At 64.2% G+C, this 19,805-nt stretch carries 18 protein-coding genes; 9 read left to right on the plus strand and 9 right to left on the minus strand.

Features of this window, described 5'->3' with window-relative positions; genetic code table 11:
• Window positions 1–515 precede the first annotated feature (515 nt).
• Window positions 516–1,577 (minus strand): hypothetical protein, encoded by a 1,062-nt coding sequence (locus tag RBB42_RS03330; protein ID WP_305968091.1) that lies wholly within the window; start codon window positions 1,575–1,577, stop codon window positions 516–518.
• A 169-nt stretch (window positions 1,578–1,746) separates the two neighbouring features.
• On the minus strand, window positions 1,747–2,991 hold the full coding sequence (gene oiaX, locus RBB42_RS03335; RefSeq protein WP_305968092.1) for a 3-oxo-isoapionate-4-phosphate decarboxylase OiaX: 1,245 nt from the start codon (window positions 2,989–2,991) through the stop codon (window positions 1,747–1,749).
• Window positions 2,992–3,122: 131 nt separating this feature from the next.
• Between oiaX and RBB42_RS03340 the strand changes: the two genes are divergently transcribed.
• The 7 genes from RBB42_RS03340 (at window position 3,123) to nanR (ending at window position 10,959) form a co-directional block, all read left to right on the plus strand.
• The gene (locus RBB42_RS03340; protein WP_305968093.1) at window positions 3,123–4,076 is read left to right on the plus strand and encodes a D-ribose ABC transporter substrate-binding protein; all 954 of its coding nucleotides are present in this window, start codon (window positions 3,123–3,125) and stop codon (window positions 4,074–4,076) included.
• Window positions 4,077–4,134: 58 nt separating this feature from the next.
• The gene (locus RBB42_RS03345; protein ID WP_305968094.1) at window positions 4,135–4,785 is read left to right on the plus strand and encodes a DUF2291 family protein; all 651 of its coding nucleotides are present in this window, start codon (window positions 4,135–4,137) and stop codon (window positions 4,783–4,785) included.
• Window positions 4,782–6,353 carry a sugar ABC transporter ATP-binding protein gene (locus tag RBB42_RS03350; protein ID WP_305968095.1) on the plus strand — a complete coding sequence of 524 codons (1,572 nt, stop codon included), beginning with the start codon at window positions 4,782–4,784 and terminating at the stop codon, window positions 6,351–6,353. Before RBB42_RS03345 ends, RBB42_RS03350 begins: the two co-directional genes overlap by 4 nt.
• Window positions 6,353–7,417 carry an ABC transporter permease gene (locus tag RBB42_RS03355; protein ID WP_305968096.1) on the plus strand — a complete coding sequence of 355 codons (1,065 nt, stop codon included), beginning with the start codon at window positions 6,353–6,355 and terminating at the stop codon, window positions 7,415–7,417. Before RBB42_RS03350 ends, RBB42_RS03355 begins: the two co-directional genes overlap by 1 nt.
• A 13-nt stretch (window positions 7,418–7,430) precedes the next feature.
• Complete coding sequence (locus RBB42_RS03360) at window positions 7,431–8,450, plus strand: Gfo/Idh/MocA family protein (RefSeq protein WP_305968097.1); 1,020 nt, start codon at window positions 7,431–7,433, stop codon at window positions 8,448–8,450.
• The gene (locus RBB42_RS03365; protein ID WP_305968098.1) at window positions 8,447–10,174 is read left to right on the plus strand and encodes a D-apionate lactonase family protein; all 1,728 of its coding nucleotides are present in this window, start codon (window positions 8,447–8,449) and stop codon (window positions 10,172–10,174) included. Before RBB42_RS03360 ends, RBB42_RS03365 begins: the two co-directional genes overlap by 4 nt.
• Before the next feature lie 74 nt (window positions 10,175–10,248).
• Window positions 10,249–10,959, plus strand: a complete 711-nt coding sequence (gene nanR, locus RBB42_RS03370; protein ID WP_305968099.1) for a transcriptional regulator NanR — start codon at window positions 10,249–10,251, stop codon at window positions 10,957–10,959.
• Here the strand turns inward: nanR and RBB42_RS03375 are convergent.
• Window positions 10,956–12,308: a four-carbon acid sugar kinase family protein gene (locus tag RBB42_RS03375; RefSeq protein ID WP_305968100.1), complete on the minus strand. Its 1,353-nt coding sequence runs from the start codon at window positions 12,306–12,308 to the stop codon at window positions 10,956–10,958. The two genes, nanR and RBB42_RS03375, sit on opposite strands and share 4 nt — an antisense overlap.
• 105 nt (window positions 12,309–12,413) lie before the next feature.
• On the opposite strand from RBB42_RS03375, the gene RBB42_RS03380 reads away from it, so the two are divergent.
• Window positions 12,414–13,241 carry a phosphogluconate dehydrogenase C-terminal domain-containing protein gene (locus RBB42_RS03380; protein ID WP_306043599.1) on the plus strand — a complete coding sequence of 276 codons (828 nt, stop codon included), beginning with the start codon at window positions 12,414–12,416 and terminating at the stop codon, window positions 13,239–13,241.
• Between the two features lie 48 nt (window positions 13,242–13,289).
• On the opposite strand, the gene RBB42_RS03385 is transcribed toward RBB42_RS03380, so the two are convergent.
• Genes RBB42_RS03385 through RBB42_RS03400 form a run of 4 tightly spaced genes read right to left on the minus strand, consistent with a single transcriptional unit; the run spans window position 13,290 to window position 16,033 of the window.
• Window positions 13,290–14,429: an amidase gene (locus RBB42_RS03385; RefSeq protein WP_305968102.1), complete on the minus strand. Its 1,140-nt coding sequence runs from the start codon at window positions 14,427–14,429 to the stop codon at window positions 13,290–13,292.
• Window positions 14,429–14,818, minus strand: a complete 390-nt coding sequence (gene hpxZ / locus RBB42_RS03390; protein ID WP_305968103.1) for an oxalurate catabolism protein HpxZ — start codon at window positions 14,816–14,818, stop codon at window positions 14,429–14,431. The genes RBB42_RS03385 and hpxZ overlap by 1 nt, the downstream gene beginning before the upstream one ends.
• Entirely contained in the window at window positions 14,815–15,606 is a 792-nt protein-coding gene (locus tag RBB42_RS03395; protein WP_305968104.1) for a cysteine hydrolase family protein, read from the minus strand. Before RBB42_RS03395 ends, hpxZ begins: the two co-directional genes overlap by 4 nt.
• 1 nt (window position 15,607) lies before the next feature.
• Window positions 15,608–16,033 carry a cupin domain-containing protein gene (locus tag RBB42_RS03400; protein ID WP_305968105.1) on the minus strand — a complete coding sequence of 142 codons (426 nt, stop codon included), beginning with the start codon at window positions 16,031–16,033 and terminating at the stop codon, window positions 15,608–15,610.
• Window positions 16,034–16,148: 115 nt separating this feature from the next.
• On the opposite strand from RBB42_RS03400, the gene RBB42_RS03405 reads away from it, so the two are divergent.
• Complete coding sequence (locus tag RBB42_RS03405; protein WP_305968106.1) at window positions 16,149–17,036, plus strand: LysR family transcriptional regulator; 888 nt, start codon at window positions 16,149–16,151, stop codon at window positions 17,034–17,036.
• A 17-nt stretch (window positions 17,037–17,053) separates the two neighbouring features.
• On the opposite strand, the gene RBB42_RS03410 is transcribed toward RBB42_RS03405, so the two are convergent.
• Together RBB42_RS03410 and RBB42_RS03415 are read right to left on the minus strand one after the other, a co-directional pair.
• Complete coding sequence (locus RBB42_RS03410; RefSeq protein ID WP_305968107.1) at window positions 17,054–18,742, minus strand: ABC transporter permease subunit; 1,689 nt, start codon at window positions 18,740–18,742, stop codon at window positions 17,054–17,056.
• The gene (locus tag RBB42_RS03415; RefSeq protein WP_305968108.1) at window positions 18,739–19,779 is read right to left on the minus strand and encodes an ABC transporter substrate-binding protein; all 1,041 of its coding nucleotides are present in this window, start codon (window positions 19,777–19,779) and stop codon (window positions 18,739–18,741) included. Before RBB42_RS03415 ends, RBB42_RS03410 begins: the two co-directional genes overlap by 4 nt.
• Window positions 19,780–19,805 lie beyond the last annotated feature (26 nt).

Raw genomic sequence — 19,805 nt, forward strand, 5'->3', positions numbered from 1 at the left:
GCTCCTCTCAGGTGCGGGCTTTCACAGACCCACCTTGGCACAACGCGAAGCCGCTGGTGGAGCCATCCACACCATCAATGGCTTTCCAATGGCTCAATCCTGAAAATACGCCCGACGGATCTTTGCAATCGTCTCCACGACCAACATCCCACACTGTGCTCCCCGATGACCTCGGGGGCATCATCCACATCAGTGTAAGGGGGTCATTTTTGGACGCCGATAACCCCTCTAAAGGGTCAAAATTGCACGCCTGTTCACACCCCGCCGCCTTCGAAAGAAAAGTGGCCTAAACGAGCACCTGGGGCGGCACGAAAACGGGACAGGTCCAGACGTATGTCATCGAAAGATCGAATTTCGTACCCGTTCTCCTTCGCAAGAGGCGACATGCATCGCGACGCGATCAAGCCAATGGCATTGACCACCGGTGACGCCACCCGAAAAACATGCGGTCTATAACGACGCTCTCTGTCAAATCCTGCCCGCTATCCCGTGTTGGCTATCACGGCTGGTCTGCGTCAGTTGCGTGCTCTCCTCGCGAACAGGTCGAACAGGCTCCGGCGGTCTGCTGCGAGGCGAGCGATCTCTGTCTGCAGTGCCTCGATGCGGTCGGGGTCGGTTGTGCAGACGTCCGAAACCGTGCTCAGGCCGCGGATCCGGCGGTCGGCCTCTTCGGGGGACATGGCGGGCTGGCCAATCTCGGGAAAGCGGAGGCCGAATGTCAGTTCCAGCCAGTAGAGGTCCAAAGCCCGGGCTTCGATCGCCTCTTTCAGTCCCTTGCGCAGACGCGGCCGCGAAAAGCCACTGCACTTGCTGTCGGCCTCTTGCACCAGCGCCTTCATCCTTTGCGTGCGTCTCGCGTGGTATCGGGTCGGGGCCTCGATCTCGCCGCGCAGATAGCGCTGCATGATCTCCATCGCTTCAGGGCTGAGGCTCGTGTTGTCCTCGGTTGCCGAGCATCGCGCGCTGGCGGGATCCACCCCGACAAAGCGTCGGCAAAAATCGGTGACGACGTCCTGGTCTGCCAGTTCGGACCGGGCAAAGCGGATACAGGTTAGAGGGCCCGGGCCGTGAAGGCTCCAGGGTTCCAGTGTGTCACGGAAATAGCTGCGCGACGGAATGGTGAAATCGGGACGTTTCTTGAGGTCCTGCTGGGCGGACGACAGGAAGTGTGACGCCGGGTCGCGTAGGTAGGCACAGACGTCGATGCGGCTGAACAGGGGGCGCAGTTCAACTGTCAGGCGCTGAAGCGCCGCAGGCGCAAAAGGGCGGAACTGGTTTTCGCAGGACAGAACCACAAGCCGCGGGTTGGTCTTGTCCATTGTGTCGCGGGCCGCGTGCCAGAACGTCTTGCCCAAGGCCCGTTTGCGGTCGTCGGCCCGGGTGCCGCGCAGCCGGGGATCGTGCTGTTTCACGTCGTCGGTGAGATAGGAAAAGATGTCCTGGTGATTGGTGTGCTTGCCGGTCTCTGGGAACAGCACGCCCGCGTCGCGAAGCATCTCGGGGTTGGTGCGCAAGAAATTCTGGATCGAGGTCGAGCCGGTCTTTCCCTGGCCGATGTGGATCAGAAGATTGGGCATCCTGGACTCGCCTGACGACAGAGGAAAAATCGCTGGCCGGCAACAGAGAGCCGCCGCCGTGAACTGATACACGGCTGCGCGGTCGCCTGCAAACCGCGCCTTCGCCTCCCGCGTGCGCCGTCTTGGGCGTGATCTCCCTCGCACACCGGTGGTCGGGACCGCGGGTGGCTTATCCCCACTTGCCCAGTGAGGCCCGCAACTCGGGATGCTCCCGCGCCTTGTCCTGCAGCGACAGACCTTCGGCTGCGGCCTCCCAGGCCTGCCGGATCGCCTGAACGCCCGCGGCGGCGCCCATCGGGTGGCCGTGAATACCGCCGCCGCCAAGGTACATCAGGTCCAGTGTCTGACCGGTGCGGGTGTAGGTCTCGACCGCCTGTCCGCCCCATTGGCCGGAACAGACGACCGGCAAGGGCCTGTCATCCTCGGAAAAGATGGGGGTCATCACGTCGTGAAAGCTTTTGACGAAACTCTCGTCCGGCTCCCAGTACTTGGCCGCGAGTCCGTTGATCTGGAACTGGTCGACGCCCAGCAGGCGCCAGATCTTCTGGTAGGCGCGAAATTCCATCCCCAATGCCGGGTGGCGAGTCAGGATATCCCAGCCGTTGCGATGCGCATGCAAACACAGTTGCGAGCGTTTGCGCAGGAAACTCATGCCGCCTGGCCCGATCGAGTTGATGTTGATCACCGCCGCATTGCCGCCGCGTTTCACGACGTAGTCATGTCCATGCATCATCTGGTCGGGATCGGCCGAGGAAATGCCGAAGGCATACATCACCCGCTTGCCGGTCCTTTCGGCATGGGCATCGATCACGGGCATGATGGCGTCGACCCGCGCCTTCAGCGGGGCGTAGCCGGGGTTCATCATCTTCTCGTCGTCCTTGATGAAATCGACCCCGGCGGCGCAGAGCTCGGCCACCACCTTGGCGGTATCCTCGGGCGTCAGCCCTAGAGAGGGCTTTATGATCGAGGCGATGATCGGCCCGTCGTCCACCCCGGTCAGGCGTCGTGATCCCTTGATGCCGAATTGCGGACCGGGATGGCAGGACCACGCCTCGGGCAGGTCGAAATCCATCACCCGCACCCCGGTCAGCCCGCGCGCGGCATAGACCCCGCCGACCGTCACCGTAAGCAGCGCCGCGATGTCCGTGCCGATCGCTTCCAGCGGATAGGCAATCACTGCGTCACCACGGTTGAAGGGACCAGACGAGTCGGTGGGAAATCCGGGCCGGTCCGCAGGGGGCAGGGCGGTCACGCTTTCCACACGCGCCGCGCAGCGTTTGCGCACCGCGTCGGTTTCGCCGGGCAATTCGGTGAAGGTCCCGGTGGACTGGTCCGAGGCGATCTTGGCCGCCATCGCCTCGACGCTGCCGGGACATTCGATGCGATAGGTCACACGGATGAAATCTTCGGTCATGGGCTCTCCTGTTGTGGTTGGACTGTAATGCTCATCATACCTGTTGACAATCATATAATCATATCACAGGCTGGCGGCGATCAGGGAGGTAGAGCCCGTAACGGGCCGACTGATCTTTGGAGGAATGATTCATGAGCATTACACGTCGTCTCTTTGTATCCGGTCTGGCCATCACGGCGGTCCTGCCGACAGTCCGCGCTGCCAGGGCGCAAGGCAAAGGCCTGATCGCGATCATCACCCCGAGTCACGACAACCCGTTCTTCAAGGCCGAAGCCGTGGGCGCCGAGGCGCGGGCGCGTGAACTGGGCTATGAGACCCTTGTGCTGGTGCATGATGACGACCCCAACAAGCAGTCCGAGATGTTCGACACCGCCATCGCGCGCGGCGCGGTTGCGATCATCTGCGACAATGCAGGGGCCGATGCTTCGGTTGCGCCTGTCCGGCGGGCCAAGGAGGCGGGCATTCCGTCCTTCCTCATCGACCGGGAAATCAAGGAAAGCGGCATCGCCATCAGCCAGATCGTGTCGAACAACTACCAGGGCGCACAGCTGGGGGCCGAGGAATTCGTGGCGCTCATGGGCGAAGAGGGCCCTTATGTCGAGCTGCTGGGCCGCGAGGCGGACACCAACGCGGGCATCCGCTCTGCCGGGTATCACGATATCATCGACCAGTACCCTGATCTTCAGATGGTCGCACAGCAGTCCGCCAACTGGTCGCAGACCGAGGGCTACGAGAAGATGGAAACCATCCTGCAGGCCAACCCGGGGATCAAGGGCGTGATCTGCGGCAACGATACGATGGCGATGGGCGCCTGGGCCGCGCTCGAGGCGGCGGGCCGAACCGACGTGATCGTGGTCGGCTTTGACGGTTCCAACGACGTGCGGGATTCGATCCTGGCCGGCGGGATCAAGGCGACCGTGTTGCAGCCGGCCTATCGCCAGGCGCAGCTGGCGGTCGAGCAGGCGGACGAATACCTGCGCACCGGATCGACCGGCCAGCCGGAGAAACAGCTGATGGATTGCGTGCTGATCACGCCGGACAACGCCGCTCGGCTGGAAACCTTTGCCCTGGCGGACGCAAGCTGATTGATCCCGGCGGCCCGGGGAGCCGGGCCGCCCCATCCCGAACAGAACCGGAAGTCCCATGCGCCAAGCGATCCTGTCGGGCGCACTGGTCTGCGTGTTGCTGCCTGCGGCGGCGTGCAAGATCGTGCCCAATCCCGACCCAAATGACCAATCCGAAGCCCTGGCCAGCCAGACCGACGAGGCCCGCATGGCGGCCTATGCCGACGCGAACTGGGAGACCAAGGTGCTGCCGGTCATCGCCGAACATAGGGTGGAATACGACATTTGGCGGCAAGCGCTGTCACAAGGGCTGGACGCGGCTGGCGAGGCGCATGGCCTGCGCCCGGAAGGTGAGGCCAATCCCTGGAACTTCGTCGTCTCCGGTACGGGGACAGTGACCGAAGCCAAGCTCGACAGCCGCGCCGCCAAGATGCAGGTGGACATGGATGGCGATGGCGCCGCCGACGTGGTGCTGCAACTGGGCCCGATCATTCGCGGCACCGCCATGCGCGACGCCATGCCATTTGTCGTCTTTACCGATTTCCGCGACCAGATCGAATTCGCCAAACTGGCACGTGCGATGAACGAACGCGCCAGCGACGGGCTGACCCGGCCCGAGGGCGACGTGATGGGCCATACGGTGAGTTTCACCGGCGTCTTCACTCTGCGCGCCGCAGGTGACACGCCCGAGGTCGTGCCAGTCGAAATCGAGATGGGGGCCGCCCCATGACTCTCGATCCCGAATCCGGCAGTCCTCATCCGATCGGGCTGTCGATCCGCGGTGGCACCAAGGTCTATCCCGGCACCATCGCCCTCAAGGAGGTCGATTTCGACCTGCGCATGGGGGCGGTCAATGTGCTGGTGGGGGAAAACGGCGCCGGTAAATCCACCATGATGAAGGTCATCGCAGGGGTCGAACAGTTGACCTCCGGCACTGTGACCATGAACGGCGAAGCGGTGCATTTCACCTCGACCGACGATGCCGAACGGCATGGCATCGGCATCGTCTTCCAGGAACTCAACCTGTTCCCGAACCTGACCGTGGCCGACAATATCTTCATGGCGCATGAAAAGACCCGCGGCGGCATCGACATCGACATGTCGGCGCAGCGCGAGGCCACCCGCGCCCTGATGCAACGCCTGGAACATGACATCGACCCGGACACGCTGGTGGGTGATCTGAAGGTCGGGCAGCAGCAGATCGTCGAGATCGCCAAGAGCCTGTCACGCGACGCCCGCATTCTCATCCTGGACGAGCCGACCTCGGCCCTGTCCAACGCCGAGGTCGAGATACTCTTTCGCGTGATCGAGGAACTGAAGGCCGAAGGCGTCGGCATCGTCTACATCTCGCACCGGCTCGAGGAACTGATCCGCGTCGGCGATTACATCACCGTCCTGCGCGACGGGATGATCACCGGGGCACAGTCGATGGAAGGCGTCGATATTCCTTGGATCGTGCGCAACATGATTGGCGACAGCTCCAAGGATTTCGCCAAGGAGATCGAACATCCCTTCGGCGACGAGGCACTGCGGGTCGAGAACATGCGCCTGGCAGACACCAGCGGCGGCTTTGCGGTGGACGGTGTGTCCCTGTCGCTGCGCGCGGGCGAGATCCTGGGGATCTACGGGTTGATGGGCGCCGGCCGGACCGAGCTGCTAGAAGGCATCATAGGCCGGCACCCCCATGCCGCCGGGGATGTCTGGGTACAGGGGGACAAGATGGGACGGCCCTCTGTCCCCGACCGCATCGCCAAGGGGCTGGCCCTGATCCCCGAGGACCGCAAGCACGACGGGCTGGTCCAGATCCTGTCGATCCGCGAGAACATGACGCTCTCTTCCGTCGGCAGCTTCACCCGGGGCGTGCACATGGACCTGGGAAAGGAACGCTCGCGCGTGGCGGATTTCGTGCGCCGCATGGTCATCAAGATCGCCTCGCCCGAACATCCGGTGTCCGCGCTCTCGGGCGGCAACCAGCAGAAGGTGGTGATTTCCAAGGCGCTGATGACCGGGCCCAAGGTGTTGTTGATGGACGAACCCTCGCGCGGGATCGACATCGGCGCCAAGGCCGAAGTCTTTCGCGTGATGCGCCAGCTGGCGGCCGAGGGCCTGGGCATCGTCTTTGTCACATCCGACCTCGAAGAGGTCATGAGCCTGTCGGACCGCATCATCGTGATGTCGGACGGACGGATCACCGGAGAATTCAGCAGGGAGGAGGTTACGGAAACGGCTCTGGTCAGCGCTTCCGCCGTGGGCCACGCCCCCCTGTCAGAGCAGGACGCGGAAAGGGAGACCGCATAATGACAGACATGACCGCAAACGGTGCCGGAGCCTCCAGTCCCAGTGCAACGCTGCTATTGATCCTGAAGGCGCGGACCTTCATCGCGCTGATCCTTGTCTTCGTGTTCTTTTCCATCTTCGCGCCGAATTTCCTGTCGGCGGCGAACATGGTCATCATGTCGAAACACGTTGCCCTGAACGCTTTCCTGGCCATCGGGATGACCTTTGTCATCGTCTCGGGCGGGATCGACCTGTCGGTCGGTTCCATCGTCGGGCTTTGCGGGATGGTGGCGGGCTACCTGCTGCTCAACGGGATCGACATCGGGCTTGGCTGGTCGATCCAGTTCAACACATTGGAAATCTGCCTGATGGTCGCGCTGGTGGGGATCGCCATCGGGGCGCTGAACGGGTTCCTGATCACCAAGCTGAACGTGGCGCCCTTTATCGCCACGCTGGGAACGCTTTACATCGCACGCGGGGCGGCGATGCTGTCGAGCGACGGCAAGACCTTTCCGAACCTCTCGGGCAATGCGGAGTATGGATCGCAAAGCTTCCGGATGATCGGGTCGGGCGATTTCTTGGGCGTGCCGATCTCGATCTGGATGCTGATCGCGGTGGGTGTCCTGGCCGCCTATATCGCGCGCCGCACGCCCTTGGGCCGGTTCATCTATGCCGTCGGTGGCAACGAACGCGCGGCGGGGCTGTCCGGCGTGAAAGTCACCCAGGTCAAGTATTTCGTCTACATGTTCTCGGGTTTCTGCGCGGCACTGGTGGGGATCATCATTTCCTCGCAACTGGTCGCGGCCCATCCGGCCACCGGCGACACCTTCGAGCTGAACGCCATCGCGGCGGCGGTTCTGGGCGGCACCTCCATGTCCGGCGGGCGCGGGCGCATCGGCGGGACGATCGTCGGCGCCTTCGTGATCGGGGTGCTGTCCGACGGTCTGGTGATGATGGGCGTGTCAGCCTTCTGGCAGACTGTTATCAAGGGGCTTGTCATCATCGCGGCCGTGGTCATCGACCAGGCTCAACAAAAGGTCCAGGCAAAGGTCGCGCTGCAAGCCCAGGCCGCGTTAGGCAATTAAGAGGAGAGACAGTATGAAAGGCGCACTCATCGGCTGTGGCTTCTTTGCCCGCAATCAACTGCACGCCTGGGCGGATGTGACCGGGGCAGAGATCGTGGCGATCTGCGATCGGGACGAAACCCGCCTGACCGAGGCTGGCGAGGCATTCGGCATCGCCCGCCGTTACATCGACGCGGCAGAGATGTTCGCGGATGGCGGGTTCGATTTTGTCGACATTGCCACCACCGTCCCCTCGCACCGCCCGCTTATCGAAATGGCGGCAGGGGCGGGCGTTCACGTCATCTGCCAAAAGCCCTTTGCCCTGAACATGGACGATGCCCGCGCCATGATCGCGGCGGTCGAGGCCACGGGCAAGACCCTGATGGTGCATGAGAACTTTCGCTGGCAATCAGCGGTGCGCGCGGTCATCGAGGCGCTGCGCGCCGGCGCCATCGGCACGCCCTTCTTCGGCCGGGTGAGTTTCCGGTCCGGCTATGACGTCTTTTCCGGGCAGCCCTACCTCGCCGAAGGAGAGCGTTTCATCATCGAGGATCTGGGTATCCACATCCTCGATATCGCCCGCGCTTTGTTCGGCGACGTCGAGCGGATCACGGCCACCACCAAACGGATCAACCCGAATATCCGGGGCGAGGACGTGGCCACCATGCTGTTGTCCCACGGTGGCGGAGTGACCTCGGTGGTAGATTGTTCCTATGCCACGCGGCGCATGCCCGAAACCTTTCCGGAAACCCTGCTGGAAATCGACGGCAACGAGGGCAGCTTGCGGTTGGATGCGGGTTATCGGCTGACGATCCAGTGCGACGGGCAGCAAGAGGTGCGCGATGTCTCTCCGCCGGTGCTGCCCTGGGCGGAACGGCCCTGGAACAACATCCAGGAAAGCGTGGCGCTGATCCAGCAGCATTTCATCGATTGCATCGCCGCCGATCGCGCGCCCGAGACCTCAGGGGCGGATAACCTGCGGACCTTTGCGCTGGTCGAGGCCGCTTACCTGTCGGCTGCGGAGGGGCGCAGCGTCGCGTTGTCAGAGCTGTGAGCCCGGCGCTTTATGGCACCGATCAGCCGCCTGCAGCTTCCGGGGAGATCCAGCATGGCGATGTAACCCTGCACCTGCAGGACGGGGCCCTGCGCCACATCCGCGTGGGCGGTGTCGAGATCATCCGCTCGGTCGCCTTTCTGGCGCGGGATCGCGATTGGGGCACTATTGCGCCGACCCTTGGGGCGCTGAACCGCGACACCCGGGACGGCGCGCTGCACCTGACCATGCCGATGCGCTTCGATACCGCGACAGCGCGGTTGGAGGTTGTAGTGGCCATGACGCTTGGGGCAGGGCGGCTGACGGTCCATGCCCGGGGACGGGCCTCCGGGGATTTCGAAACAAACCGCGCCGGGTTTACCCTGTTGCACCCGATCAAGGGTGTCGCGGGCTGCCCTGCGCGCGTGACCCATGCTGACGGGCAGGTCGAGGACAGCCATTTCCCCGAGTTGATCGACCCCTGGCAGCCCTTCATGGACATCGCCGCGCTGGAGCATCGGGCCAATGGGTTGCGTGTATGCTGCGCCTTTCGGGGCGATACCTTCGAAATGGAAGACCAGCGCCAGTGGGGAGATGCCTCCTACAAGACCTACAACCGACCCTTGGCCTTGCCCTGGCCTTACGTCATCGCGGATGGCGAGGTGCTGGAGCAATCCGTCGTGATCACCTGGGAAGGCTGCAAAGCGCGGCCTATCGCAAGTCGTCCCGCGCCAAAGGACGCGCGGTTTCCGGAAATGGCTTTGGTGCTGGATGCCGCAGACGCGACGCGACTGTCGGACAATCCCGGCGATCTGGACATGGTGCGCCCGCAGCGGATCTTGTGCCATGTGGATGCGGAGTCTGGGCCTGTTTCGCCTCAGGTCGAGGCCTTTGCCAAGGCGCAGGCGGCGCGACCCGACGTGGCTTATGACCTGGAACTGATTTGCCGGTTCGACGGTGCGCAAACGCCGGAAGCCGAGTTGCAGGCGCATGCCGACGCCGTCGCGACCAGCGGCTTTGCCCCGGCCTCTGTCCTTGTCGTGCCTTCGGTCGACCGACAATCCACGCCGCCAGGATCGGAATGGCCCGAATGCCCGCCACTGGCGGAAGTTCATGCCGCTGCCGCGCGCGCCTTTCCCGGCCTTGTCCGGGGAGGCGGGATGGCAAGCCTATTTACAGAGCTCAACCGCAAACGCCCGCCGCTGGAGATGCTGGATTTCGTCAGTCACGGGCTTTGCCCCATCGTGCATGCTGCCGATGACCTTTCGGTGATGGAAACGCTGGAGGCAGTGCCGCATATCGCCCGGTCTGCCCGCGCCATCATCGGGCAAGCCGCGTACCGCATCGGGCCGGCGACCATTGCCATGCGGCAGAACCCCTATGGGTCGCGCACAATCCCCAACCCGGACGCCGGGCGCGTCTGCATGACGGATGATGACCCAAGGCACCGCGGTGCCTTTGGCGCGGCCTATGCGCTTGGGCTGGCGGCGGCCCTGGCGCCCTTCGACATCGCGGTCTGGACACCGGCGGCGCTCTACGGGGCGCGTGGCGTGGTGGGCAATCCGGGCCCCTTGCCGCAGGTCCTGCGTGCCCTGGCGGGGATCGCGGGGCAGTCCATCAAAGAGGCCGCTGTCCGCGATGGGCTGGCGGTGCTGGAAGTCGGGCCCACGCGGCTGTGCGCCAACCTGACCCCGCAGGAGCGGCAAGGGCTGTCGCCCTTTGGCTGGTCCGGCGGAACGGATTGAGGCGCCCGGATGAAACGGCTACTTATCATGTTACCTGACGAGTTCGCGCCGGAGCCCAAGACATGGAGAGCCCATTGAAATCTGCACCCGACAAGATTGTCCGCCGCAAATTGTCGGAACAGGTGCTTGAGCGCCTGCACGAGATGATCCGGACGCGGGAGCTGAAACCGGGCGACTACATGCCCTCGGAGCGGGCCTTGATGGAACGGTTCGGCGTGGGCCGCCCGGCCGTGCGTGAGGCCCTGCAATCGCTGCACAACAGCGGGCTGATCACCATCAGCCACGGCGAACGCTCGCGGGTGAATGAACTCAACGCGTCCAGCGTCCTGACCCAGTCGGATGAACTGGCGCGGCTGGTGTTGGATTCCGCGCCGGCCAACCTCGACCACCTGAAACACGCCCGCCAGATGTTCGAATTAGGCATGGTGCGCGTCGCCGCCGAAAACGCGACAGCCGACGACGTGGCCGAACTGCGCGCCCTGATCGACTTGCAGCGCAGCCAGCTGGGCGATGCCAATGCCTTCATCACCACCGATATGGCCTTTCACCGCAAGCTGGCCTCGCTGACGGACAACCCGATCATCCTGTCGGTGTCGGATGCGATGCTTGGCTGGCTGTTCGAATACCATGTCAGCCTGCTGCACCGGTCCGGCAGCGAGGACGTGACCCTGGCCGAACATGCCAAGATCGTCGATCACATCGAGGCGCATGACGCCGAGGGCGCGGTCGAGGAGATGCGCCGCCACCTGGAACGGTCACGCGTGTCCTTCGGACCGCACGGTTAACGCGGCCCGCCGCCGTCGCGGATCCAGCCGAAGTAGTCCTCGCTACCCATCTGTCCGCCCTTTAACGCGATTTGCAGCCCGTCATGCGCGCTGCCGCCAAAGCCCTGGCAAAGCGCTGCGCCCGGAATGGTCGGGGCCAGCGCCTGCAATGCCTCCAGCCCCAGCGCCCGCATTCCGTGCCCCGAAGTGTCGCCGCCCGAGATGACGGCGCGGCGCAGGCCGGTCTGCCGCAGGGTGCGGTCCAGAATGCGCCCCAGCGACTGGCCGATCCGGGCGTTTGCCGTGTCCGCCGACACGCCGCTGGTGGCCAGGGCGTCGCGGAATGCCGCGACACGAGGGTCGTCGGGGCCTTGGGCCGAGGTGACAAGTGGGCTGGCGCCGTTCTGGGCGGCCTCGGTTGCTGCCGTGGCGCAACGGTCGATTTCCGCTTCCAATGCGCCGGGATCGCCCAGCACACAAACGGTCTCGAAAGGGATCACCGCAAAGCCATGCGCGGCAGACCAGTCCAACTGACGCGCCGTGCTGGGCGAGACAGAACCGGAAACGGCGGCGATCTGCGCCACCTTGCCGGCGCCTTTCACCGGTGGTGCCGGTGGCAATTCGCCGGTTTCTTGCCAGTGGCGCACCAGCGCGTATTCCAGTCCCTGAGAGCCTGCGGCCACGCGCAAGCGGTCGCGGTTTTCCCAGATCAGTTTCCCGACGGCGGCTTCGCTGACTGGTTCCATGCTGTCGCAGGACAGGATCCGCGCGCCCTGATCCAGCGCATGATCCAGCGCCGCCTGGGCCGAGCCGGACCAGAGCGCTTCGAGGTCCAGCAGGGCAGAGGGCAGGTCGGTTTGCGCCGAGAGGTGGCGCAAGAGGTCGGATTCCCTCATCGGTGTGACCGGGTGCCGGGACATCACCGGATGACGGTCCAGCCGAAAAACACCGTCGAAGGTGCCCGCGAACAGGTGCCCAAACGCCTGGTAGCGCCGCATCTGCGGGGCCGCCGTGACTAGCGGCACTCCTTTCGAGGCGCGCTGGGCCAGGCACAATTCAATGGCCGTGCCGATGTTGCCGCTGTGCGGTGCGGAATCGAAGGTGGAACAGACCTTGTAGTGCAGGATCGGCGCGCCCGTTGCATCCAGCCAGGCCAGGGGAGCGGGCAGATTGGCCCGCATGGCGTCAGGGCTGTCGGTGCGTGCGGTGGTGGCGATGCCGACAGCGTCGACATCGGAAAACCGGGCGGCCAGAGCCTCGGACGGTGGGGCGGCATACAGCACCGTCCGCAGGCCGGCAAAGGCCAGCACCTCCATCACGGCAGCCGATCCGGTGAAATCGTCGCCCAGCCAGGCCAGTCGTGGCGTCATGAAAAGTGGTCCTTCCTGTGGCAAGGGGTCTGTCGCCTGTTGACATTGTTCTCATGATATTATCTGATCATACCAGTTAAGCAAGCCCTACCGGAGGAATACACAATGACCAAAGTCGCGCTTTTCGGAGCTGGCGGCAAAATGGGGGTCCGTCTGTCGCTGAACCTCGCGAAGACGGATTTCGACGTCAGCCACATTGAAATCAGCGACCCCGGAAAGGCGCGCCTGAAGACCGAGGTCGGTGTCGAGGCGGTCGATGCCGAAACCGGATTGCAGGGGGCAGACGTTGTCATCCTTGCGGTGCCGGACACCGTGATCGGCAAGGTCGCGGCGAACGTCGTGCCGACGCTGGCACCCGGGACGATGGTGGTCATCCTGGACGCGGCGGCGCCCTATGCCGGGCACCTGCCGGAACGCGAGGACATCACCTATTTCGTGACCCATCCCTGCCATCCGCCGATCTTCAACAATGAATCCACCGAGGCCGGTCGCAAGGACCATTTCGGCGGCGTGGCGGCGCAGCAGGGCGTGGTGAACGCGCTGATGCAGGGGCCGGAAGAACATTACGCCCTGGGCGATGCCGTCGCCCGCGCGATCTATGCCCCGGTTGCCCGCACCTACCGCGTGACAGTCGAACAGATGGCCTTGCTGGAACCTGGCCTGTCCGAAACCGTCTGTGCCTCGCTGCTGGTGGTGATGCGCGAGGCGATGGATGAAGTCGTGAAACGCGGTGTCAGCTATGACTGTGCGCGGGATTTCCTGCTGGGGCACATGAACATCCTCGGCGCGGTGATCTTCGACGAGGTCGAGGGTCAGTTCTCGGACGCCTGCAACAAGGCCATCGAGTTCGGCAAGCCGGCCCTGATGCGCGACGATTGGAAAAACGTGTTCGAGATGGACGAGATCGCCGCCAGCATCCGGCGCATCACCTGACCTGAATGGGCTGCCCCGGTTCGGGGCGGCCAGCTTGGCGTGACGGGGTCACACCTGCATCTGGCCTGCCAGTGCGATCAGCGCCCTGTCGCTGCCGCGCGGTCCGACAAGTGACAGACCGACAGGCAGGCCGGCGCGGGTGCGCATCGGCAGGCTGACTTGCGGCAAGCCGGCATGGCCCGCCAGGGAAAGAAGAGTCAGCGCGCGATTGCGGTAGTCTTCCATTTCCTCGCCCTTCACGGACAGCAGGGGCGCTGGTCCCGGGGCTGTAGGCACGATGAGGACGTTCCGCTCTGCAAGACTGGCAATCAGGTGGTCCTTGATCCGGGCGCGGTTCCTGCGCGCCTGCAAGATCTCTTGGCCGGTCAAAGTTAGCGCGCCTTCGAACCGCTGCTGGATGCCGGGACCGAAGGCGGGCGCGGTCTCTGTGATCCAATCGCGGAAATTCGCGGCCACCTCTGCCCCCTGGCAGATCCGGAAGGTCGGCAAGAGGAGGCTGCGCAACTCGTCGGAAAAAAGCGCGGGGCCCAGGCCCTGACCAGGTGGCAGCAGCGCCTCTGCGGTCTCTGTGTCTGCCAATTGCCAAAGGTCACGGGGATACAGGATCGCACCATCCAGAGGGGCGGCTGTTGGCGCAAACTGGTCTGCCAAAAGGGCAAGCGTGTTCGCGTCCTGCGTCATGAATCCCGGTACGTCATAGCTCTGGGCCAGCGGCACCAGTCCCTCTGCCGGCAAAAGGCCGTGCGTCGGGCGCCAGCCAAAGACACCGCAAAAGGCCGAGGGCAGTCGGAGGGACCCGCCGGTGTCCGTGCCCAACCCGATTTCCACGGCACCGGAGCCCACCGCCACGGCAGAGCCGGAAGAGGAGCCGCCGGGCATCCGGTCCGGCGTGATCGGGTTCACGGGGGTTCCGTACCGCGCGTTCTGCCCCATGAGGGAATAGGCCAGTTCGTCCATCTGGGTCTTGCCGACAGCCTCGGCCCCGAGGTCCAGCAGGCGCGCGACAAGACAGGCGGTGGTCTCGGCGGCCTCATGGGTCGCCGCCCATTCGGGGTTACCGCAGCCGGTGACATGCCCGGTGACGTCAAAATTGTCCTTTACTGCGAGGCGCAGCCCCGTCAGCGGCCCCTGGCCCGACGACAGTGGCGGGTCGAAGATCGAAACGAAGGGCGCGGCGCTGGATTGCATCACGATCCGTCCTGCATCAGCGAGACGTGGGCCGCGATCACGCGCCAGCCGTCTTCGGTGCGGACCCATGTCTGGCTCTGGCGGCCCACGCGGGTCGAGCCGACGCGCTGGAACTGAAGGTTGCAGATGCCCACATCAGGCCCCAGTGTCGTGATCTCGCGCCGGATGACCTCGCGCTGGGGCGATCCGCCAGTGCGGCCCTTGCGGAAGGCGCGGATCTCCTCGATCCCATAGAGATTTTCGCCCACCCCGTACCGCAATGTATTGGGATTGTCCCAGAACAGCCCGTCCAGGACCTCCAGGTCATTCTCCATAAGGGCCTTTTCGTAGAGGTCACAGGCGGCGGTCAGCTCTGCCAGCGCCGCCGGCTGGTTCAATGTCACGGTCATGCGCCGTCTCCGATCGCTTTGAGGATGTCCTTGCTGTCGCCGACAAAGCCGAAACATTGGCGCACGTTGTACAGCGTCGCATCCATGCAATAGGCGGGCGAGGTCGTGCCCGAGCAGTCCTCGAGCATGATGACGTCGTAGCCGAGGAAATTGGCGTCCTGCAGCGTGCACAACACGCATTGGTCGGCGTTGACGCCTGCGAACAGCACGGTGGTGATGCTGAGGTTGCGCAGGATGCTGTCCAGTTCCGTGTCCTGGAACCCGGACATGCGGTACTTGGATACGGCGATGTCGCCCGCTTCCGGTGCCAGTTCATCGACCACGGCGGCGGCCCAGCTGCCTTCCTCAAGGACATGAGCGCCGTTCGAGGGCAGCGGCTTGCCGATGCCGGTCGACCGACCGTCGGGATCGTAGACATGCAGCACCGAGGGCGGCAGGTTCATGCGGTCGGGCCGGTTTCCCCAGTTGAGCCAGATGACCGGAACATCCTGTGCTCTGAGTTCTGGCAACAGCGCCTGCAGCGGCGCGATCTGGGCCCGGGCCGGTGCGACGTCGACGCCAAGGTGGGCCAGCCAACCGTCGCCGTGGCAAAAGTCGTTCTGCATGTCGATCACGATGATCGCCGTGCGCGACAGGTCGATGGTGACGGCACGGTCGCGGTCGCGCAGGGTGACGGGACGCACCGGCGGCAGGCTGCGGGTCATGTCGACGCTGGACTCGCTGACATGCCATGCGTTGCGCGGCGTGGCCCCAAGGGGCAGGGGGGTGTCGGGGGAAAGTTCCGTCATCTCAGGCCTCTGTCAGGACACGCAGGTCTTCGTCGTCCAGTTCCACCCGCTCTCCCGAGCGGATCAACTCGGAGAAATCCTGGTTCGGGGTCATGACCGTCAGGGTATAGAGCTTGCCCGCGCCGGTGTTCTCGACGACGTGGACAGAACCGGGGTTCAGCAGCAGCGCGTCCCCTTTCGCGATGGGCAGGCGGTCGCCATCGGACGAGGCAAAGCCCTCGCCTTCGATGACATAAAAGAACTCATGCGCCTTGGAGTGGCTGTTCGGCGGTGTCGCGCCGCCCTTGGTAAAGATCTCGACGACGTAGATGTTGTCGGTGGGCGCATTGGCGGGGTCGAAGAGCATCACGAAGTAGTTGCTGTCCGTGGGCGCGATCTTCCAGGCCTCCGCCTTGGCGACCTGTTCATGTGAGAAGGATTTGATCATCTGGGGAAACCTCTTGTCGGTACGCGGTCTTGCGGGATGGAGATGAAGGGGCAGACGTGCCATGAATGGCACCGAAAGCCGGGGTTTCGATGACGGATTGGCAACGGAGAGGCGGATGCACGCGAGGGTTCTGACCTATGTGGACGAGGTGGCGCGGCAGGGGTCGATCCGGGCGGCGGCGGACAAGCTGAACGTCGCGGCCTCGGCGATCTCGCGGCAGATCAAGTCGCTGGAGGATGACCTGGGCACGCCGATCTTCAACCGGGCGCCCCGGTCGCTGACGCTGACCGCGGCGGGGGAAATCCTGCTGGTCCATATCCGCGAAACACTGCGTGAGATGGATCGCAACCTGGCACTGATCGAGGACCTCAAGGGGCTGCGCCGGGGCGAGGTTTCGGTCGTCCTGATGAGCGGACTTGCCTCGAACATCGTGCCACGCGTGGTGATGCAGTTCCGCAAGGCAAACCCCAAGGTCGCGGTGCGTCTGCAACTGATGACCGACCCGGACGAGATGATCGCCGCCGTGGCCGAGGGGCAGTCGGACCTTGCCATCGGTTTCGACTTTCCCCAGCGCCCCAACGTCCGGCAACTGGCTGTGGCGATGGTCAACCTTGGCGTTGTCGTGCCGCCGGATCATCCCTTTGCGGGACGTTCCAGCGTCCGGCTGGACGAATGCGCCGACTACACGATGGTGGTGGCGGATTCGAGCATGGTGATCCGCCCGCACCTGGAAAAGCTCTTTGCCCGTTCCGGCGGACGGCCCAGCGACCTGATCGAGACCAACTCGATCGAGATGATGCGCCACCTGACACGGCTGGGGGGCTGCATCACCTTCCTGACACCCTTCGACATCGAGACGGAGGTGGCCGCCGGCCAGCTTGCCTATGTCCCGGTCGAGGAATTCGCACGCGAGACGCAGCGGCTCATCCTGCTGGGGCCAGAGCGAAACCCGTCCGCGCTGGGCAGCGTGCTGGCAGAGCATTTCCGTGCGGCCCTGGGCTGAGAGAGGCACCATCGGCGTCACCTCGAATACAGCCGGTCAAGGCGCACGAACTTGCCCAGCAGCGCCAATGCCACGGTGGTGACGACGATCAAGAGGGCCGAGATCGCATGCGCCGTGGGTTCCAGCGCGAAGGTCGCCTCGGAATAGATCCGGACCGGCAGTGTCGTCAGGCGGGCGGTGGTCAGGAAGCTGGTCACCGTGACTTCGCCGAAACTCATCAGGAAACCGACCAGCGCCGCCGCGAAAATCCCCGGCGCCATGCCGGGCAGCGTCACCAGCAGGAAGCAGCGTATCCTGTTCGCGCCCAGGCTGGCGGCGGCCTCTTCCAGGGACCGGTCGAGGGACATGGCAGAGGTGGTGAGCAGGGTGATGATGAAGGGCAGGATCACGACGACATGGATCGAGACCAGCCCGGCAAAGGGCGGGATGATCAGGTAGACCTGCAGCAGCTTCAGCATGCCCACGGCGATGGCCACGCCGGGCAGCGACAGCGGCAGCATCCAGAAGGCGAGCAGAAGCGGCCGCATCCGGAAGGGATAGCGCGCAAGGGCAAAGGCGGCAGGCATCGCCAGCGTGACCGCGATGGCAACGGCAACCAGGGCCAACTTGACCGACACCATGAAATTGGAGGTGTAGTCGCCCTCTATCAGGACGCGGCGATACCATTCCAGCGTAAAGCCCCTGAACCCGGCCGCGGTGGCAAGCGGCACGTCGTTGAAGCTCTGGACCATGACCAGCACCAGCGGCAGGATCAGCAGCCCGATCGAGCAGAACAGCAGCAGGTAGCGGATCGGCGCCCCGACGGTGTCGACCAGGGTCGCCACCCAGGCGGGGATCGTCCAGGGAGAGGACGGTACGCCCTGGCGCCAGCGCATGAAACGGTTCAGCCAGAGGGTCGCCAGTGCGATGAAGCCCAGTCCGACCGCCGTCATGACCAGCGACAGGGCCGAGGCCATCGTCGCGTTGAGGTTGCTGATCGCCTCGTTCAGCACCAGCATCCCCATCGTCCAGACCTTGCCGCCGCCCAGCAACGTGGCCGAGACGTAGGAGGTGGTTGCCATCAGGAAGACCACGATCACGCCCGACCGCAGCCCGGGCAGCGACATCGGGAAATCGACGGTCAGGAAACGCATCCCCGGCGAGGCGCCAAGGCTTTCGGCGGCCTCGTGAATACGGGGCGAAGTGTTCTGAAGGTTGTCATAGAGCGCCAGTACCATGAAGGGCATGAAGACCTGCGCCAGCGCGATGATGACCGCCCCGTGGTTGAACAGCATGGTTTCCACGGGCGGAATGCCGAACCAACCCGTGAAGGTGTTGATCAGTCCCTGCGGCGACAGCAGCAGCATGATCCCCAACGAACGGACAACCACGTTGGTCAGCAGCGGGATGAGGATCACCGCGAAGGACAGCGCACGCCATTTCGATGGCATGCGCGCCAGCCAGTAGGCCAGGGGGTATCCGAGGAGAGCCGAAATGGCGGTCACGGCCAGGCCGAGCAGCACCGTTTCGGCGATCACCGAAAGATAGAATGGATCGGTCAGGATCTTGATGAATTGTACCAGGGACGGGCTCTGGATAACCGGGCCGAAGGGGCTGGGGTATTCGTGCAGCGACAGCAGCACGACCACGATCATCGGCGCCGCGAAGGCCAGAAGCAGCCAAGCGGTTACGGGAAAGGACAGAACCGGACCGATCCAACGTTTCATCCGGCGATCTCCCGGTCGTATTTCGCCTGCCACTCGGCGCGGTGGGCGTTGATGTAGTCCCAGTCGAAATCGACGAGACTGTCGACATTGCCGGAGGTGATGACCTTGCCCTGCAGTTCGGGCGGGATCTCGACGTTGTTGACCGTGGGCGAGTAGTAGATCTCGTTCGCGTAGGCGAGCATGGTCTCGGGGCTCAGGTGCAGGTTCACCCATTCCTCGGCCAACTTCTGGTTGCGCGTGCCCTCGGTGATGCAGGCCACGTTCATCGTCACGGCCTGACCTTCAACGGGCGTTGCGATGGCGCAGTTCGGGTTGCGGCTTTCGGCGTACATTCGGGTAAACGAGGCGAACTCGACCGACAGGTCGGCGACGTTCTGGTCCAGCATGTCGAACAGTTGCGCCTGGCTGCCCTGGATGCCGGCAAAGGGTTTCAGTTCCTTGACCTTCTCGACAACCTTGTCGAACTCGTCGATGCCATAGCCCCAGGCCTTGGCGGTCATCATCAGGGCAGAGATACCCTCGGCGCCCAGGCCGTTCGGCCAGGCGATCCGGCCTTTCCATTCCGGGTTCCACATGTCCTTCCACGAGGTGATCGGCGCGGAGGCAGCGGTCTTGTCGTAGACGATGGTGCAGGGGTTGAAGGCCACGCCGTAACCGCCCTTTCGGGCCAGCGGGTAGAGGTATTCGTAGTTCGGCACCGCCGGGCTTGCGGGCTGGGTGACGCCATCGGCAACGGCCTGGCGGCTTTCGTAGATGTTCAGATAAAGCACGTCAAAGCTGGGTCGGCCGCGTTCCGCGTAGGCCCGCGCGCGGCGTTCGCCGGTGCCGCCAAGGACGTAGGACACCTTGCAGCCGTATTTCTCGACCAGCTGGGGTTCGATGTGCTTCTTGACGATCTTTTCCTGTGCGCCGCCCCAGATGCCGACGACCAGTTCGTCACCGGGTTTGGGCTGGGCATAGGCCGGGCGGATGATTGACGCCGGGGCGGCAAGGCCCGCGGCCATCAGGCCCGTAAACTGTCTGCGGTTCATAGCCATGTTTGGCACTCCTGTTGGTTGGTGGT

The sequence above is a fragment of the Mameliella sp. MMSF_3455 genome (genome assembly GCF_030733205.1).
Classification (GTDB): Bacteria; Pseudomonadota; Alphaproteobacteria; order Rhodobacterales; family Rhodobacteraceae; genus Antarctobacter.

Excerpts from the sequence above, each read along its gene's own strand:
- RBB42_RS03330 (WP_305968091.1), bottom strand. The coding sequence starts at position 1,577 with ATGCCCAATCTTCTGATCCACATCGGCCAGGGAAAGACCGGCTCGACC.
- oiaX (WP_305968092.1), bottom strand. The coding sequence starts at position 2,991 with ATGACCGAAGATTTCATCCGTGTGACCTATCGCATCGAATGTCCCGGC.
- RBB42_RS03340 (WP_305968093.1), top strand. The coding sequence starts at position 3,123 with ATGAGCATTACACGTCGTCTCTTTGTATCCGGTCTGGCCATCACGGCG.
- RBB42_RS03345 (WP_305968094.1), top strand. The coding sequence starts at position 4,135 with ATGCGCCAAGCGATCCTGTCGGGCGCACTGGTCTGCGTGTTGCTGCCT.
- RBB42_RS03350 (WP_305968095.1), top strand. The coding sequence starts at position 4,782 with ATGACTCTCGATCCCGAATCCGGCAGTCCTCATCCGATCGGGCTGTCG.
- RBB42_RS03355 (WP_305968096.1), top strand. The coding sequence starts at position 6,353 with ATGACAGACATGACCGCAAACGGTGCCGGAGCCTCCAGTCCCAGTGCA.
- RBB42_RS03360 (WP_305968097.1), top strand. The coding sequence starts at position 7,431 with ATGAAAGGCGCACTCATCGGCTGTGGCTTCTTTGCCCGCAATCAACTG.
- RBB42_RS03375 (WP_305968100.1), bottom strand. The coding sequence starts at position 12,308 with ATGACGCCACGACTGGCCTGGCTGGGCGACGATTTCACCGGATCGGCT.
- RBB42_RS03380 (WP_306043599.1), top strand. The coding sequence starts at position 12,414 with ATGACCAAAGTCGCGCTTTTCGGAGCTGGCGGCAAAATGGGGGTCCGT.
- RBB42_RS03385 (WP_305968102.1), bottom strand. The coding sequence starts at position 14,429 with ATGCAATCCAGCGCCGCGCCCTTCGTTTCGATCTTCGACCCGCCACTG.
- hpxZ (WP_305968103.1), bottom strand. The coding sequence starts at position 14,818 with ATGACCGTGACATTGAACCAGCCGGCGGCGCTGGCAGAGCTGACCGCC.
- RBB42_RS03395 (WP_305968104.1), bottom strand. The coding sequence starts at position 15,606 with ATGACGGAACTTTCCCCCGACACCCCCCTGCCCCTTGGGGCCACGCCG.
- RBB42_RS03400 (WP_305968105.1), bottom strand. The coding sequence starts at position 16,033 with ATGATCAAATCCTTCTCACATGAACAGGTCGCCAAGGCGGAGGCCTGG.
- RBB42_RS03405 (WP_305968106.1), top strand. The coding sequence starts at position 16,149 with ATGCACGCGAGGGTTCTGACCTATGTGGACGAGGTGGCGCGGCAGGGG.
- RBB42_RS03410 (WP_305968107.1), bottom strand. The coding sequence starts at position 18,742 with ATGAAACGTTGGATCGGTCCGGTTCTGTCCTTTCCCGTAACCGCTTGG.
- RBB42_RS03415 (WP_305968108.1), bottom strand. The coding sequence starts at position 19,779 with ATGGCTATGAACCGCAGACAGTTTACGGGCCTGATGGCCGCGGGCCTT.